This window comes from Euhalothece natronophila Z-M001 (assembly GCF_007904085.1).
Classification (GTDB): domain Bacteria; phylum Cyanobacteriota; class Cyanobacteriia; order Cyanobacteriales; family Rubidibacteraceae; genus Halothece; species Halothece natronophila.
Window position 1 is genome coordinate 1,705,189 of record NZ_CP042326.1, and the last position, 17,051, is coordinate 1,722,239.

Sequence of the window (17,051 nt, forward strand, 5' to 3'; positions counted from 1 at the left end):
TCTTCACTCCAGTAGTAAGTTAATTTTCTTCCTGTAGGGCTTTCGCTGAGACCACCCACACTTTATTATCGGAGAAGGAAACCACGAGAACTTGATCTCCTGGCTTAAACTCAGCTTGTTCTTCGGTCATGGCCGAAAAACCAACCGTTGAACCTTTCAGGGGAAGTTGAACTTTGCCACGGCTATTAGCATCAAAGGGGATTTCCACCCTTCCCACCGCCCCGACTAAATCCTCAGTACGCGTGATACTATTGGTGTAATTTCCGCCTAAAACTTTTAATAACCAAGCCATAGTGGTTCCAATGGCGAATCCCATTGCGAGCGCGATCGCGCCAATGATTCCTTCTCCTAACTCAGGTTCTAGTAACGTTAACGCCAGTCCCGTTAAACCAAAGAAACAGACACCAAATGTCCAAAACTTAAAGCTATAAAAGGGTAGCCAGCGCTTTTTCCGAGAAGAAAACCTTTTTTCCCTTTGATCTGGTTGAGTGCCAAAGTCCACATCATCGACAGCATCTCCATCGAAATCCGCATCCGCATCCGCGTCGAAATCCATATCAACATCGGCATCGGCATCTGCTTCCACATCAAAGCCTTCAAACCCACCCGATACGGATAAAAGAACAAAGAGACCGCCGATCAGGGAACAGGCAATATAAATAACGAGCATTGTCTTTTAAGTTGGCAATCAGACCCAACCTTCTTACGCCTTTACTTTAAACAAGAGCATTGGGAAAGGAGGGGATTTGTTTATGTTTCTTAACAACTCTTGTCAAAATGGAAAATTTTGGCTTGTCTAATTGCCAAGAGAATGTCAAAGTGTCTATGGGAGGTTAATTCCTCAGTATCAGGTAGAATTGAACTGAAATTTATGCAACTTGAGCGAGCAAGCGGAATTTTATTACACCCCACTTCTTTTCCTAGTCGCTACGGCATTGGAGATTTAGGGGCAGAAGCGTACGAATTTATTGATTTTTTAGCCGGTAGTGGGCAGCAACTGTGGCAAGTGCTTCCTTTAGGGCCCACTGGCTTTGGGAATTCTCCTTATTTATCCTATTCTGCTCTAGCTGGAAACCATTTGTTAATTAGTCCCGACAAACTGGTGGAATTTGGCTTATTAACCCATGAAGATATCGCCAATTTTCCTGAAATGCCGTTAGAAACGGTAGATTATGATCGGGTAGAAGCGGTCAAAATGCCCCTTTTACGCAAGGCCTTTGAACGGTTTGCGGAGTTACCTGAAGATCAGCGTAGCCCCTACCATGACTTTTGTTATAAACATGGGTATTGGGTAGAAGATTTTGCCTTCTTTATGGCACTTAAAGATGCTAATGATGGCATTAGTTGGCATGAATGGGAAGAAGGTTTAGCAAGGCGCGATCCCAAAACTTTAGAGGAATGGAAAAAGCATTTAGGATGGGAGATTTATTATCACAAATATCTCCAGTTTGAGTTTTACCGTCAGTGGCAAGCCCTAAAATCTTACGCCAATGAACGACAAATTAAAATTCTTGGCGATATCCCGATTTATGTGGCCCATGATAGTATGGCGGTTTGGGTTCACCAAGATATTTTCTGCATTGATCCTGAAACCCTACAACCTTCGATGATGGCAGGGGTTCCCCCAGATTATTTTAGTGAAGGGGGACAACTTTGGGGGAATCCTGTTTATAACTGGGAACAAGTGGAAGCTAATGGCTTTGACTGGTGGTTACACCGCTTTGAGGGCACCCTTGATTATGTGGATTTATTGCGAATTGACCATTTCCGTGGCTTTGAGTCGTTTTGGGCAGTTCCTGAAGGAGAAGAAGATGCCCGCAATGGTCATTGGGTGAAAGCCCCAGGGGAGAAGTTTTTTAATCTTTTACGAGAGAGACTGGGGGAATTACCAATTGTTGCTGAAGATTTAGGGATTATTACTGATGAGGTAGAAGCCTTAAGAGCGAAGTTTGATTTTCCCGGCATGAAAGTATTACACTTTGCCTTTGATGATGGGCCAGGGAATCCGTATTTGCCCTTTAATTATCATGATCGCAATTGTATTGTTTATACCGGAACTCACGATAATGATACGACTGTAGGCTGGTATAAAAAGCGCAATGCACAACAAAAAGAGATTGTGCGTCAGTATTTAGGGGGAATTAGCTCTGAAGGCATTCATTGGAGTATGATTCGTTTAGCTTTAGGATCAGTGGCTAATCAAGCGATTATTCCTTTACAAGATGTGCTGGGGTTAGGAAGTAACGCACGGATGAATACTCCCAGTAGTCTTGGGGAAAATTGGGCCTGGCGCTATCGTCGTGATGAGTTAACTGAACAGTTGCGCGATCGGTTGGGAATGTTAACCTATCTTTATGGTCGTAGCCCAGAATAATACTAATCAGGGTCATTAGTAATTTGTTAATACGAATAATTACGATCCCCGCCTAACCCCCAGGGTCGTTTCATTCTCCTGAAATTACCCTCAGGTGGGGATATAGGGGAGATAAATCTTAACTGTATGACTTAAAAGGCTTTAGCAGTTTGTTTCTCATCATCAAACTGAAACCTTTTATTTGCTTCTGTTTCTCCGTATAAGTTTAAGGTAATTGTTGCCTCCTCGCCAACAGCTTCTATCCTATGAATTGCCTCAGAAGTAAAACTAATGATTTCTCCCTGCTGAATAATTTTTTCCCCAACATACTCAATACGATTAGGATGATTTTCTGTAGGATTTCGTCGCCAAAACCAATTTTTTTGCTGCCCTTTTAATACTGCTACAATTCCCCATGTTCCATGATTATGAATGGGCGATTTTTCCCCTAAACAGTTGATTTCTGTTTGAATCGTAATTGGTAAACCCAACTCATCATATAGCATTGCAACAGCATTTTCTTGATTTTGGTTCAGTTGATGGCAAGAGGATTGAACAACCGAACAATTAAGGATTAATTTCCTCACTAGGGGACGTAGTTGTGAGAGTAAAGTTTCTTCATCCGTTCCTTGGGAAACTGCTAAGTTAATCCGATCTTCTACTTCGGTTAAAAAGCGATACAAGCGATAGCCTGCATCTAAAAAATCCCAGTCTCTTACTAAAGTACAACGGGAACACACACCATTATCTTTAACTAACCAATCCGCTTTCATTTTTCCTTGTTTTTCGCTTCACTAGAGTGTCTCAAAAGGTTGTCAATGCAATTTTGATGATCAAATTCACTAATTTGAACGTTAGCGCGGCAGTCCTCAATTTTATAGCCATTCCAATTAGTTTCCGTAATGTGACCGAGACGGTCGCTAGTAGGGAGCAAGATGCTCCCACTACTTTTCACCTGATGGTTTTTATTTGGAATCACTATAGTAATAGCGAATTGAAGAAGGATAGCGCAGAAATTTAAGGATTCAACCTCCGAAAAATTCTAAATATGCTACAATCCTAGCCTAAAGTTTAGTCACTTAAGCGGGCTTTTTTAATTGGAAAAAGGCAAATTACTGACTACTTTGTGCCAAACGCCAGTTATAAAGATTCCATTGATAAACTCCAGGAATTTCTAACTCTTCCCCATTATCAAAGCGAATGGTGCAGTTTTGATAGCGGTGACCTTTATACTCTCCTTGTGAAAGATTAATTACAGTTGCAGGATACCAATCGGGATTATCATCTTGTACCCATTCCCAAACGAAATTAGAGACTTCAATGCGATCGCCGATTTGTAATTGAATCTCTTGGGCGCGATCGCTGTTTTCTAAATACTGGGCTAGGTGATAGGGTTGCACTCGATTCAGCCATTGTGGTCCATATTCTTTTCGTAAAAATTGTACTTTCCCTGAATCTTTTCCCTGTAACCAGTCATTGAGTAACTTTGCTTTCCATGAACCTTCTCGTTGTTCTATGATAAATTCAAGTAAAGCCTCTCGTTGCTCAGAAGTTAGTTCATCAAGGGGATTTTCCCAGCTTGAAGCCTCTGAGGCGATAGAGGTGGTGAAAAACTCAACCAGTACCTGTTCCAAAATCTCTTGCTGTTGATTGGAAAGGGGAGTTTTTGCTTGTTCACAACGGCGAACTATTGCTTCTATCAGGGACTGAATTTGCTGATCATCCATCAGTTTCAGTAAACTTCACGTTAACCCAATATTCTAATGTCTGAACTCATTCTTTTTTGGCATCGTCGCGACTTACGTATTAATGATAATGTTGGACTCTCCCAAGCCTATCAGCAAACCTCAAGAGTGGTGGGTGTTTTCTGTCTTGACCCCTATATTTTAGAATCAGATCAAATTGCTCCAGCCAGAGTTAAATATTTATTGGGATGCTTAGAGAGACTACAAGAGAGTTATCAAAGGGTTGGCAGTGATTTATTAGTATTACAAGCTGATCCCGTTACCATGATCCCGCATCTTGCCCTTACTCTTAACGCTCAAGCGGTATTCTGGAATCAAGATGTTGAACCCTATGGGATGAAGCGCGATCGCGCTGTTACTACTTCTCTACAAGAACAGGGAATCAAGACTCAAACGTTTTGGGATCAACTTCTTCATGCCCCCGGAGAAATTCTTACCAAGGGAGAAGCACCGTATAAGGTTTATACGCCCTTCTGGAAAAATTGGCAACAACAAGAGAAAGCCCAGCCTGTAGGCAACATTACCCAACTCAGTGGCTTAACTTTCCAAGAACAAGAGAAAGTAAATCAAATGGGGAGAATTGCTGTACCAACCCTAGCAGAATTAGGGATTACTTGGGAGAATGAATTACCCTTAGAACCTGGCTATGTAGCTGCTAAAGCAAAATTAGAACAATTCAGCGATCGCGCCATTGCCGACTATGACCAAAACCGCAATTATCCTGCCGTTGATGGCACATCTATACTTAGTGCGGCTCTCAAATTTGGAGTAATTGGCATTCGAGAAGTTTGGGAAACTACGGAACTAGCATGGGAAAATACCCGTAGCGATGAAGCTAGACACAGCATTCAAGCCTGGCGACAAGAACTAGCGTGGCGAGAATTTTATCAGCACGCCCTTTACTTTTTTCCTGAACTGGCAGATGGTCCCTATCGTCGAGAATTTCAAAACTTCCCTTGGGACAATAACCAGCAACACTTTCAAGCCTGGTGCGAGGGAAAAACCGGTTATCCCATTGTTGATGCTGCCATGCGCCAATTAAACATAACTGGATGGATGCACAACCGTTGTCGAATGATTGTGGCAAGTTTTTTGACTAAAGACTTAATCATTAATTGGCAATGGGGAGAACGCTATTTTATGCAAACCCTCTTTGATGGTGACTTAGCCGCTAATAATGGGGGTTGGCAATGGAGTGCTTCTAGTGGCATGGATCCCAAACCTTTACGTATCTTTAATCCAGCCTCTCAGGCGCAAAAATTCGATCCTGATGCTGAATATATTCGCTATTGGCTACCTGAGTTGAGTTCCTTAGAAACTGAAGAGTTATTAACCGGGAATTTTTCTCCTCTTGAACGAGAAAGTCTCGATTATCCGCAACCCATTGTGGATCATAAACAGCAACAACGAGAATTTAAGCGCCGCTATCAGGAACAGAAAGAACGAGATAGCGTTTCTTAGTCATTGCTTTACAAAGGATAAAAACCTCATTATCGAGAAAACTGCTATAACTAAAATTTTTAACGTAAAAATATGAAAATTACGTTAAAATCTGCTTAGTAACGGATGTAATTTCGTTTACAATCAAATCAACGCACAACGTTGCTTCTTTTTATAAGAGAGAGCAAAGTTGCAATTAAGTTTCTTAATGTTTACACCAGATCTGTTTTAACTGTTTAGATGTGAGGAGTGTCAGATTGTGAGCCTATCTTGGAAAAAATTTTTAGTTATTGCGCCTTCTTTAGGAGCCTTAGCAATGGTGCAAACAGCCCTTGCTGAGGAATTACCATTTTCTGCATCAGCAGAGGATCAATCCAGTGAACTGCTTGATCAAATTGATCTTTATAATCAAGAAAGTGGTAGCTCGATCAATCAAGTTAATAGTGTTTTTCAACTGGAAGACGTTTCCCCAGATGACTGGGCATTTGAAGCTCTACGTAACTTAGTGGAACGTTATGGCTGTATTGCGGGTTATCCTGATGGAACCTTTCGGGGAAATGAGGCGATGACTCGTTACGAGTTTGCGGCAGGGTTAAATGCTTGTTTACAGCAAATCGAAACTTTGATTGCAACCGATGGTGCTGATGTCAGTGAAGAAGACTTAGCAACGCTACAACGGTTAACCCAAGAATTTGAAGCGGAACTTGCTACCCTCGCAACACGAGTTGACGATTTAGAAGGCCGCACTGCATTTTTAGAAGATACTCAGTTTTCTACCACAACTCAGCTTAATAGTCAAGTAGTGTTTGACTTGGCAGGCGCTAATAGTGTTGATAAAGCAGTGGCAGCTCAAGACGAGTTTGATGATGATCTTGGGGAAGTAGATAGCAATCTCCATTTAACTCGCCGGATTCGCATGAACTTTGATAGTAGCTTCACAGGGGAAGATCGTCTGCGAGTACGCTTTCAAGAATCAACTAGCGATACTTTAGCTGGCGCGACAGGTGCTCGTGCTGCCACCCGTAATCTTTCTGCCGGGGGCACTGATGGTAACTTTGAACTGGGGCAATTAATGTATAGTTTCCCTGTGGGAGATAATGTCGTTACTCATTTAGGGGCACAAGGGGTGTTAATTGATGACGTGTTTAATGCTGGTCCCACAGCGGGTTTTGCCTACAATTCGATTAATCTCTTCACTGCCTATAATAATCTTGTTTATGATGTGAGTGCTGTAGGCGGAGCAAGTATCGGTGCTAATATTTTCCTCGGCGATCGCGTACAAGTAGATTTAGGCTATTTTGCTACTGATGGTCGCGATCCAGAAGAAGGATTATTTGGCGGTGATTACTCTGCAGGGGGACAAATTGGTGTCGATTTAGGAGATGTTGACCTTGCTGCCACCTATCTCCGCAGTTATCAAGGCGGAGGTCCCACTGATGATGATCAGTTCAATTATGACCTTTCTGGTTTTGTTGGCAGTCCCGCTGCAGCAAATCCTTTTCGTCAAGCCCAAGATGGTGATGATTTAGCAGCCTCTGCAGATCATTTTGGATTACAAGCAAATTGGCGTGTGAGTCCTCGCTTTAATGTTGGAGGCTATTTTGGTTACGTCAACGCTAATACTCAAGCTGGACCTGATGGTGATGCCGAACTAATTAACTGGCTGGTTAATGCCTCCTTCCCTGATTTAGGGGCAGAAGGAAGTGCTCTTATTTTAGCCTTTGGTCAACCACCTAAATTAACCTCTTCTAGTGGTTCTGCGGTTGATACTGACCCTGATAATGGATACTTACTCAGTGCAGAATATCAGTTCCCAGTGAGTGATAATATCGATATTGCCACAGGTGGTTATGCGTTATTTAATCCCAACCACAATAGCGACAATGATGATATCTATGTTGGTCGTGTGAGAACTGTGTTTAGTTTCTAATTGGCATTGTCGGAAAGGGCTTTCCTGAAGAAGCTTTTTCCGACACAACTATTTTGTTATAGTCGTTCCAATTCAGTTCCGTAGTGCAGCCATCTTGGCTGCTACTAGGGAGCAAGATGCTCCCACTACTTTTAAGTTGCTGTTTTTTATTTGGAATGACTATAATTAGTTGGGAGCAATCGGTCAGAAAATCAAATAATATAATGTTATAACCCAGGAGTGCTTTGAGCAAATAAGCTAGCAAAGTCTGAAGTAACTTCTTCTGGAGAGGCTTCTTCCGAAACCACATCAAAAGCCTTATTTTTGGCTTCTGGAATAAATAACGCTTGGACAATTACCTCTGCAACATCTTCTCGAGGAATCGTCGGTGACTCTCGTTGTAGTAATTTATCATCTTTACCTACTAATAGTTTTCGCTTTCCTCCTGGTTCATTGAGTAAGCCACCTGCGCGAACAATCGTGTAGTTAATACCAGAATCAATTAAATATTGTTCCGCCTTTCTTTTCCAGATTAAAATGTTACCATTGCCAATTTTATTTAAGGGATGATTTTCATTAGTTCCCCCCATTGATCCCATTAAAATAATGTGTTCTACCCCTGCTTTTTTAGCTGCATTAATTTGATTGACTTGTCCTTGATAATCAATAATTTCTGGGGTTGCATCTTCAGGATAAGTAAACTCAGGACGTTCTCCCTCTGCAGGTGGAGATTTCATTTGTGGCGTAGCACTGGTGACAATAATCAGTGTATTACAATCATTAATAGCTGGTTCTAAACTATTTTCTTCGCGAATATCTCCAAAATAAAACCCTTCAGTTGTTCCAAATAATTCTTGAACCTTAGAGCGCGATTGGACTCCGTCCATGCTTCGCAAACGCGCAAACCCAAAAACCTCTAAATCATTCCCCTTTTGACGTAATTTTTTTAATACAATTGAGCCAGTTCTTCCCGTTGCTCCCGTCACCAACACTTTTTTCTTCGCCATAACCAAACTTTCAATCAATATCAAGGGTTTCTTGCTTTACCCTTTGATTGTAAAATATCGCTTCCAATTTCATAAAGCAATCAATCCAGAAATCTTGCTAGTAATTACGACTTAATCCCTTTAATCATGGGCATTGTAGCCCCTAGCTATTGCTCAAGATTTTCCTATTTTCCCAGAGCATGAGATAATATTCTTTATAATGTGTAACAAATAACAGTAACTGCTTCAACAAGAGAAACATTCGAGCTGTCGATTGAGAAATTAGAAACTTATGACAACTACTAAAACAAAAGTAAAAAGCGCATTTTTAGAGCGTCTTCACTCACCAGAGCGTCCCGTTCTCGTCTTTGACGGCGGAATGGGAACTTCCTTACAGAGACAAGAATTAACCTTAGAAGACTTTGGCAGTGCCACCCTAGAAGGCTGTAACGAATATCTGGTTAAATCAAAACCAGAAGCCATTGAACAAGTGCATCGGGAATTTTTAGAAGCCGGGGCTGATGTGATTGAAACCGACACCTTTGGTTCTAGTTCCGTGGTTTTGGCGGAATATGATATTCCTGAGCAAGCCTACGAACTCAGTAAAATGGCAGCGGAACTTGCGAAGCGAGTGGCAAAAGAATATTCCACTCCCGAAAAACCTCGCTTTGTCGCTGGTGCAATGGGGCCAACTACCAAACTCCCCACCCTTGCTCATATCGACTTTGACACCATGAAAGAGTCCTACCGTGAACAAGCAGCCGGGCTTTATGATGGGGGGGTTGACTTATTTATCATTGAAACCTGCCAAGATGTTCTTCAAATCAAATGTGCTCTCAACGCAGTAGAAGAACTCTTTGAAGAAAAAGGCGATCGAATTCCCATCATGGTTTCTATCACGATGGAAGTCATGGGAACCATGCTAGTGGGAACAGAAATTGACGCAGCTTTAACCATCCTCGAACCCTATAACATTGATATTTTAGGGCTTAACTGCGCCACTGGCCCCGACAAAATGAAAGAACACATTAAATACTTGTCGGAACATTCTCCTTTTCCCATCTCCTGTATCCCCAACGCGGGACTACCAGAAAACGTTGGTGGACAGGCTCATTATAAGCTCACTCCTATGGAGCTACGGATGGCGCTAATGCACTTCGTTGAAGACTTGGGTGTACAAATTATCGGAGGTTGCTGTGGGACTCGTCCTGACCATATTGAACAGCTTGCTGACATTGCCAAAGATTTAAAACCTGCCGAACGTCATCCGAAAAAAGAAGTAGCTGCCGCCTCCATTTACAGCACTCAGAACTACATTCAAGACAACTCCTTCCTCATTGTTGGAGAACGTCTTAATGCCAGTGGCTCGAAAAAAACCCGCACCCTGCTTAACGAAGAAGACTGGGACGGCTTAGTATCTATCGCTAAATCACAGGTCAAAGAGGGAGCGCACATCCTTGATGTCAACGTGGACTACGTGGGGCGTGACGGTGAACGGGATATGTACGAAGTGGTTTCACGTCTCGTCAATAATGTCACCCTTCCTCTGATGGTGGACTCCACCGAATGGACAAAAATGGAAGTGGGATTAAAAGTAGCTGGTGGGAAATGTCTGATTAACTCCACTAACTACGAAGATGGAGAAGAACGCTTCTTTAAAGTTTTAGAACTAGGGAAAAAATACGGCGCTGGCGTTGTTATCGGAACGATTGATGAAGACGGAATGGCGCGAACTGCCCAGAAGAAATTTGAAATTGCCCAACGTGCTTACCGTCAAGCAGTAGAATATGGCATTCCTCCTTACGAAATCTTCTTTGACCCTCTGGCTTTACCCATTTCCACAGGGATTGAAGAAGACCGCGTGAATGGGAAAGAGACCATGGAGTCCATTAAGATGATTCGGGAGAACTTACCCGAATGTCATATTATGCTTGGGGTGTCTAACCTTTCCTTTGGTTTAAACTCTGCTGCCCGAGTTGCCCTTAACTCTGTATTTCTCCATGATGCAGTAGAAGCAGGAATGGATGCGGCCATTGTCAGTGCCAGTAAAATTGTTCCTCTCGCCAAAATTGAAGAAGAACATAAACAAGTTTGCCGTGATTTAATTTATGACCGTCGTCAATTTAATGAAGATGGCATTTGTACTTATGATCCCCTCACGAAACTAACAGAACTCTTTGCTGGTAAAAAAGCCGAAGTGGCTGGTTCCAGCATGGAAAACCTCTCCATTGAGGAGAAATTAAAACAGCACATCATTGATGGGGAACGTATTGGCTTAAACGATGTTCTCGATGAAGCCATGAATACTTATCCGCCCTTGGATATTATTAATAAGTTTCTCCTTGATGGCATGAAAGTTGTGGGAGAACGCTTTGGTGCTGGAGAAATGCAGCTTCCCTTTGTGTTACAGTCCGCAGAAACGATGAAAGCGGCGGTGGCGCATCTTGAACCTCACATGGAAAAAGATGATGCAGGGGATAATGCGAAAGGAACCGTTGTCATTGCCACTGTTAAAGGAGACGTACATGATATTGGTAAAAACTTAGTAGATATCATTCTCTCTAATAATGGCTATCGCGTCATTAACATTGGCATTAAACAGACAGTCGATAATATCATTGCCGCTTACAGAGAACATAATGCTGACTGCATTGCCATGAGTGGACTGTTAGTAAAATCCACTGCCTTTATGAAGGATAATTTAGAAACCTTCAATGAAGAGGGCATTACTGTTCCTGTCATTCTCGGTGGCGCGGCGTTAACCCCGAAATTTGTCTATGGTGACTGCCAAGAAGCCTATAACGGCAAAGTGGTTTACGGAAAAGATGCCTTCTCTGACCTCAACTTCATGGATAAGTTAATGCCAGCAAAAGAGGCTGGTCAATGGGATGATTTACAAGGCTTCTTAGGGGAGTTTGCTGAAGAAGAAGAAGAAGGTAAAGCCGTCAAGGCGAAGGCGAAAAAAGAAAAAGCCGAAAGTAATGGCGCAGCCGAAGAGGAAGACGGTAAAGCTGAAGAACCGCAAGTGGTTGATACCCGTCGCTCAGAAGCTATAGAGGTGGATGTTGAGCGTCCAACACCGCCATTCTGGGGTTATAAGTTACTCAATCCCGATGACATTCCTTATGATGAGATGCTGTGGTATCTCGATAAGCAAGCCCTGTTTGCTGGTCAATGGCAGTTCCGCAAGAAGAAAAGTCAATCGCGAGAAGAATATGATCAATTCTTACAAGAAACGGTTGAGCCAATTCTCGCAGAGTGGAAGCAACGCGCAAAAGAAGAAAATCTGTTGCATCCGCAGTTAATTTATGGCTATTTCCCTTGCTATGCCCAAGGAAACACCTTACATCTGTTTGACCCGAAATTAATGGAGGAGAAGGGAACCATTCCTGAAGGCAGTGAACCCATTGCCAGCTTTGAATTCCCTCGTCAGGGTTCAGGACAGCGGATGTGTATTGCTGACTTTTATGCACCAAAAGAGTCAGGAATGATTGATGTCTTCCCGATGCAGGCGGTAACGGTTGGTGAAATTGCCACTGAGTACGCTAAAGAACTGTTTGCTCAGGATAAATACACTGATTACCTCTATTTCCACGGGTTTGGGGTACAAGCCGCAGAAGCTCTCGCCGAATGGGGACACGCTCTGATCCGAAAAGAGTTAGGATTTGGTGACGAAGACCCCGATAATATTCGTGATATTTTAGCGCAACGTTATCGTGGTTCTCGCTATAGCTTTGGCTATCCAGCTTGCCCAAATATTCAGGATCAATACGCCCTGTTGGACTTGTTAGAGGCGAAACAAATTAACCTCTACATGGATGAAAGCGAACAGTTGTATCCTGAGCAGTCAACAACAGCGATTGTGTCTCATCATCCGAAAGCCCGTTACTTCAGTGCTTAAGGCCTTGCTAGTCACTGCACCTTAAATTAAATCCTCGCAGCGATCGCGTTTTCTACAGCGCGATCGTTAAAAAATTTATTGGGATCAAGAAGCTGAGAATTCTTAAAAAAAACGGAGAGGGAGGGATTCGAACCCCCGAGGAGCTTGCACTCCTAGCGGTTTTCGAGACCGCCGCAATCAACCACTCTGCCACCTCTCCAAATGGCTACTCAATTTTAACTTGTAAAGGGCTATGCTTCAACAAGCGTGGCGAGGATTTTCCCTAAGTCAAGGGCATAAGCAAAAGAAATGTTTGTTAGGCTTAACATTAAGATAAATTAATCATAATTGCCGATGATGGAAATTGACATTCCTAGCGTTATTTCCGGTTACTCACAAGGATTATTTTTAATGGCAGATGAGGTAGGTAATTTAGGTTGGTACGCTAGCCGATCTCATGCTCTGATCCCTCTAGATAACCGCTTCTCTTATCCTAAATCTTTGCGACGAGCTATTAACCAAAATTGGTTTGATGTAGCTATTAATAAGAACTTTTGGGAAGTTTGTGTCGGTTGTGCAGATCGCAAAAGCACTTGGATTTCCCCTGAATTACAGGAAGTTTATTGGCAATTATATCAGGCAGGCTGGGCATATAGTTTTGAAACGTGGCAGGGAGATAAATTAGCAGGGGGGATTTTAGGAATTGTTATTGGAGGGGCTTTTATTGGCGAATCAATGTTTTATCGTATTCCGGAAGGCTCAAAGGTAGCTTTAGTCAAGTTAGTAGAGTATCTGAAAGAACAGAATTTTTTAGTATTTGATGCTCAACTACAAAATTCTCATTTATCTCGGTTTGGTGCTTACGAAGTTTCAGAAAAAGAGTATAAAAAATTATTAAAAGTAGCGATCAAGCAAGAATGCAAATTTATCTAATTAAGTAATCGCTAAAAGAACACCAGCAATAAGTGCACCTAGAAAAGTATTAATAATATTAACAATTTCATTAGTTAAAAAATCAAATCTCTCTTGCAAAGTCGCCCCAATCAGGCTTTCTAAGTTGGTAGCCACAAAGGCGGCTAAAATACAGTATAACACTCCTACTATTGAAATTAAGCCCACACTCCATCCAACAACAGCAATCACGGTTGAAGCTAAAATACCCGCTAAGGTTCCTTCTAAACTAATGGCTCCTTCTGTACCAGGAGAAACGGGTTTTAAGGTGGTAATTAAAAAAGTACGTTTGCCATAGGCTTTTCCTACTTCGCTGGCGGTGGTATCAGATAGTTTGGTACTAAAACTTGCCACATAAGCTAATAAGAGAACTGAGGCGGGAATTATTGTAACATTATTATTTTGACTAAAAAAAAGCGCGATCGCGCAAATAGTTGCTACTAATGCTGATCCCCAAACATTTTCTGGCCCCCGCGCCCCAGAACGTTTTTCTGCAATGCCTGCAGCTTCTTTTTTAGCACTGCCAATTCGAGTCACTGCCGATCCTGTTAAAAAATAGAAACCTACAATCACATAACCTTGCCAACCTAATATCCCCCAAATAATAACTCCCAATAACCAAGCATTAACTACACCAGCAGGAGTTAAAAGTTTTTTAGGAGCCAATGCCACAATCGATAATAAGATTGTATTCAGGATAGCTCCCACTACCCACGGAACTAAAATTGGGGACAAAGTTGTCATTATTACTACTCCTTCCTTAATTAAATTGCCACCTTCAAGCTCTCCCCTATAGGGCTAGTTTAGCAAGCCTCTGCTAATCATTGTATTCTAGGGTAGGTTGCGCGATCGCGTTTCCATTAAAGATTCTAAATCAAGAATTAAGTATCTTTAACTTTGAAGGAATTTTTCAAAAAAAAGTATTTGGTTTTATTTATTAATATTTATTCCTATCTTAAATGGCGCGAGAGGACTCCCGTTATGATCTTCCAAGAGATTTAACGGTTAGACGAGGCTTTCAAGGGGGCGAATGCGATTCGCCCCACAGCCCCTCATGAATCGCGCCCAACAAAAAAAAGTCTGTGTTTGACATCCTTAATTGGGTTAAATTGTGATAGCATAGAAAAAGCGCTAAGGCGCGTAAGAGATTCAGGGATTGACCTGCCCAAGAGAGTACCTCGCAACAAATATCACCCTTGAAAATGTAATGGTGACGGGTCTCGACCAACTTGAAGCTGTAAAGTGCAAGGTCATCACAACCCAATAAAGATTCAAATCCTTCTGCGGTCGGACGGCTCGTGGAAGTAAAACTAAAATGCTTGTGGATTCGGTTTGACGGGGATGGTTTCATTTTTGATACTGTCTAGTTAAGTGGAGTAGAAGCAAGAATCTCCCGTTAAATCAAAGATTATAACGGGACAGCGTCAATTACAATCAGGAGATGAGCAGTCATGATTAATCTCAAAGTTTCCAGCATTAAATGCGAAGGATGTGCTGAAGCCATTACCAACGAAATTAAAAATAATGACCCCAAGGCAAAAGTCGATGTGGATGTGGATAGCAAAATAGTGAAAGTGGAAACTACTGCCCAAGAAGAAGCCGTTAAAAATATGATTACTGCGGCTGGACATACTGTAGGATAAGTGTCAAATTAAGTTATATTTAGTTACAGTTGGAGTCATATCACGCCACTTGCTTCCCAAATGAGAGAAGAAGACACCTTTTATTACTTTGCTTACGGTTCTTGTATGTGTCCTGTTGATCTAAAGCGTACCTTACAAGAACCTGCCCATCCCTATATTGTGGGGCCAGCCACCCTTCCCCATTATCGTCTCGGATTTTATCACCGTTCGCCCAGTCGCAATTGTGGGGTTTTGGACGTTGTGCGCGATCGCAGTGCTTCCGTGATGGGAGTTCTCTATCAACTACCTTGGCGGTTTAGTCAAAATCTTGATATCCGCGAGGAAGTCCCCACTAATGGCTATCGACGGGAAGAAGTTAGCGTTAAATGTCAAGGAAAATGGTATCACGGAGTTCGCACTTATACCGTCGTTAATAAACTCCCCCGAGAAATTCCTCCCAATGAGTGGTATTTTCATGTTGTCTTACGTGGTGCAACTACTTGTGGACTTCCTGAAGACTATCGCTGGCAACTGTTTTATCAAATGCACAATTTACAGCAAGCAAGTCAATCTTTAGATAAGATAGCTTCAGAATCTTAATCAACCAAACAAGTTCAAAAATCCCAATCCTTTGACATGAGTTAGTTCTTGGGAAGTTGGAATTTCATTTTTCATTATGCCTCTCCTTCTTTCGCTTCAGATCTCTGTGAGTAGAAATTGATTAATGCTATCGTGGGAAACATCTGCGAAAATTTTAAACAAGTGACAATACTCTCCCTGCTTCAGTTACGAGGGTAAAAATAAGGTTTCGTTTTCGAGACTGTGTCGTACCGTAGAGTTTACTAGTAGTCTAGGAACAAATTATGACAGGTTGACTGTACAAATGAATCAGAAAAAAATTACCTATCAAAATTAGATTGGTGAAGCATTGGTTTTTTAAATATTCTTAGATCTTCGCTTTAGCATTTATCAATTTTTAAGTCCTAATTGAATTATGTAAGGAGTGTTATGACCCCAAAAGTAAATACTATCTTAAATCGAGCTACCCAAGGAAAACAAATTTCTCAATTGGAGGGAGAATTTTTACTGCATCAACGTGATGTTACTACACGAGAAGCAATTAGAGAAACGGCTGACTTTCTCCGTAAAAAACAAGCAGGAGAAACGGTTACTTATGTAGTGAATCGTAACATTAATTTTACTAATATTTGTGAGCAACATTGCAGCTTTTGCGCTTTCCGCCGTGATTCCAATACATCGGGATCATATTGGCTAAATTTTGAAGAAGTTTTAGCGAAAACCGCAGATGCAGTTAATCGAGGAGCAACGGAAATTTGTATGCAGGGGGGACTCAACCCAGAAGCAAAAATTAAAGGTTTGAGTTTACCCTATTATCAAAAGTTAGTGAAGACAATTAAAGAGGCGTTTCCAAAACTTCATTTTCATGGCTTTTCCCCTCAAGAAATCCAATTTATTGCCCGAGAAGATAACCTCAGTTATGAAACAGTCATTGAAAAACTAAAAGCAGTAGGCGTAGGTTCAATGCCAGGTACGGCTGCAGAAATTTTAGACGATCGCGCTCGCCGTATTATTTGCCCAGAGAAAATTAATAGTCAAACTTGGCTAGACATTGTTAGCACTGCCCACCGCCTAGGAATGCCTACTACTAGCACTATGTTATCAGGGCATATTGAAACCCCATCACAGCAAACCTATCATTTAGAAAGACTGCGATCGCTGCAGGAAACGGCAATTAACAACGATTATCCTGCCCAAATTACAGAATTTATTATTTTACCCTTTGTGGGAAAAGAAGCCCCAAAACCGCTTCGTCAGAGAGTAGGACGAGATCAACCAATTATAGAAGATATGTTACTTCTCACGGCAGTGGCTAGAATTTACTTAGGAAACTGGATACAAAATCATCAACCGAGTTGGGTTAAGCTAGGGCTAAAGGGAGCAACAGAAGCTCTAAATTGGGGCTGTAATGACATCGGTGGTACGCTCATGGAAGAACATATTACTAGTATGGCTGGAGCGCAGGGAGGAACTTGTATGGAGGTTTCCACCCTGCAAAATAGTATTACCGAAATTGGTCGTCCTTACCAAGAAAGAAATACTCTTTATCAACCTGTTGCTCAACCGATTTTATCCAGTTAACGATC

General features: G+C 41.9%; 13 protein-coding genes and 1 tRNA gene. 8 read left to right on the top strand and 6 right to left on the bottom strand.

Features of this window, described 5'->3' with window-relative positions:
- Positions 1 to 19: 19 nt before the first annotated feature.
- A complete protein-coding gene (locus FRE64_RS08125) occupies positions 20 to 670 on the bottom strand; it encodes a hypothetical protein (protein ID WP_186708734.1) in 651 nt (216 codons plus the stop codon).
- Positions 671 to 871: 201 nt separating this feature from the next.
- Here FRE64_RS08125 and malQ point away from each other — a divergent pair, with 201 nt between their 5' ends.
- A complete protein-coding gene (malQ, locus tag FRE64_RS08130; RefSeq protein ID WP_146295509.1) occupies positions 872 to 2,374 on the top strand; it encodes a 4-alpha-glucanotransferase in 1,503 nt (500 codons plus the stop codon).
- Positions 2,375 to 2,505: 131 nt separating this feature from the next.
- Here malQ and FRE64_RS08135 read toward each other — a convergent pair whose 3' ends face one another.
- Positions 2,506 to 3,126: a cysteine dioxygenase family protein gene (locus FRE64_RS08135; RefSeq protein ID WP_146295510.1), complete on the bottom strand. Its 621-nt coding sequence runs from the start codon at positions 3,124 to 3,126 to the stop codon at positions 2,506 to 2,508.
- Between the two features lie 339 nt (positions 3,127 to 3,465).
- The gene (locus FRE64_RS08140; RefSeq protein WP_146295511.1) at positions 3,466 to 4,080 is read right to left on the bottom strand and encodes a hypothetical protein; all 615 of its coding nucleotides are present in this window, start codon (positions 4,078 to 4,080) and stop codon (positions 3,466 to 3,468) included.
- Positions 4,081 to 4,116: 36 nt separating this feature from the next.
- Between FRE64_RS08140 and FRE64_RS08145 the strand changes: the two genes are divergently transcribed.
- Together FRE64_RS08145 and FRE64_RS08150 are read left to right on the top strand one after the other, a co-directional pair.
- Positions 4,117 to 5,559 carry an FAD-binding domain-containing protein gene (locus tag FRE64_RS08145; protein WP_146295512.1) on the top strand — a complete coding sequence of 481 codons (1,443 nt, stop codon included), beginning with the start codon at positions 4,117 to 4,119 and terminating at the stop codon, positions 5,557 to 5,559.
- A gap of 238 nt (positions 5,560 to 5,797) precedes the next feature.
- On the top strand, positions 5,798 to 7,468 hold the full coding sequence (locus FRE64_RS08150) for an iron uptake porin (RefSeq protein ID WP_146295513.1): 1,671 nt from the start codon (positions 5,798 to 5,800) through the stop codon (positions 7,466 to 7,468).
- A gap of 206 nt (positions 7,469 to 7,674) precedes the next feature.
- Here the strand turns inward: FRE64_RS08150 and FRE64_RS08155 are convergent, their stop codons facing one another.
- Positions 7,675 to 8,454, bottom strand: a complete 780-nt coding sequence (locus FRE64_RS08155; protein WP_146295514.1) for an SDR family oxidoreductase — start codon at positions 8,452 to 8,454, stop codon at positions 7,675 to 7,677.
- Positions 8,455 to 8,725: 271 nt separating this feature from the next.
- Between FRE64_RS08155 and metH the strand changes: the two genes are divergently transcribed.
- Complete coding sequence (metH, locus tag FRE64_RS08160; RefSeq protein WP_146295515.1) at positions 8,726 to 12,334, top strand: methionine synthase; 3,609 nt, start codon at positions 8,726 to 8,728, stop codon at positions 12,332 to 12,334.
- Positions 12,335 to 12,446: 112 nt separating this feature from the next.
- On the opposite strand, the gene FRE64_RS08165 is transcribed toward metH, so the two are convergent.
- Positions 12,447 to 12,533: transfer RNA gene (locus FRE64_RS08165), tRNA-Ser, on the bottom strand.
- A gap of 137 nt (positions 12,534 to 12,670) precedes the next feature.
- Between FRE64_RS08165 and aat the strand changes: the two genes are divergently transcribed.
- Positions 12,671 to 13,246, top strand: coding sequence for a leucyl/phenylalanyl-tRNA--protein transferase (gene aat / locus FRE64_RS08170; protein WP_146297312.1), 576 nt, complete (start codon positions 12,671 to 12,673; stop codon positions 13,244 to 13,246).
- On the opposite strand, the gene FRE64_RS08175 is transcribed toward aat, so the two are convergent.
- Positions 13,247 to 14,008 carry a TIGR00297 family protein gene (locus tag FRE64_RS08175; RefSeq protein ID WP_146295516.1) on the bottom strand — a complete coding sequence of 254 codons (762 nt, stop codon included), beginning with the start codon at positions 14,006 to 14,008 and terminating at the stop codon, positions 13,247 to 13,249.
- A gap of 707 nt (positions 14,009 to 14,715) precedes the next feature.
- On the opposite strand from FRE64_RS08175, the gene FRE64_RS08180 reads away from it, so the two are divergent.
- The 3 genes from FRE64_RS08180 (at position 14,716) to cofH (ending at position 17,046) form a co-directional block, all read left to right on the top strand.
- Positions 14,716 to 14,907 carry a heavy-metal-associated domain-containing protein gene (locus FRE64_RS08180; RefSeq protein WP_146295517.1) on the top strand — a complete coding sequence of 64 codons (192 nt, stop codon included), beginning with the start codon at positions 14,716 to 14,718 and terminating at the stop codon, positions 14,905 to 14,907.
- 60 nt (positions 14,908 to 14,967) lie between these two features.
- The gene (locus tag FRE64_RS08185) at positions 14,968 to 15,486 is read left to right on the top strand and encodes a gamma-glutamylcyclotransferase (RefSeq protein WP_146295518.1); all 519 of its coding nucleotides are present in this window, start codon (positions 14,968 to 14,970) and stop codon (positions 15,484 to 15,486) included.
- Between the two features lie 408 nt (positions 15,487 to 15,894).
- Positions 15,895 to 17,046: a 7,8-didemethyl-8-hydroxy-5-deazariboflavin synthase subunit CofH gene (gene cofH / locus FRE64_RS08190; protein ID WP_146295519.1), complete on the top strand. Its 1,152-nt coding sequence runs from the start codon at positions 15,895 to 15,897 to the stop codon at positions 17,044 to 17,046.
- Positions 17,047 to 17,051: the final 5 nt, after the last annotated feature.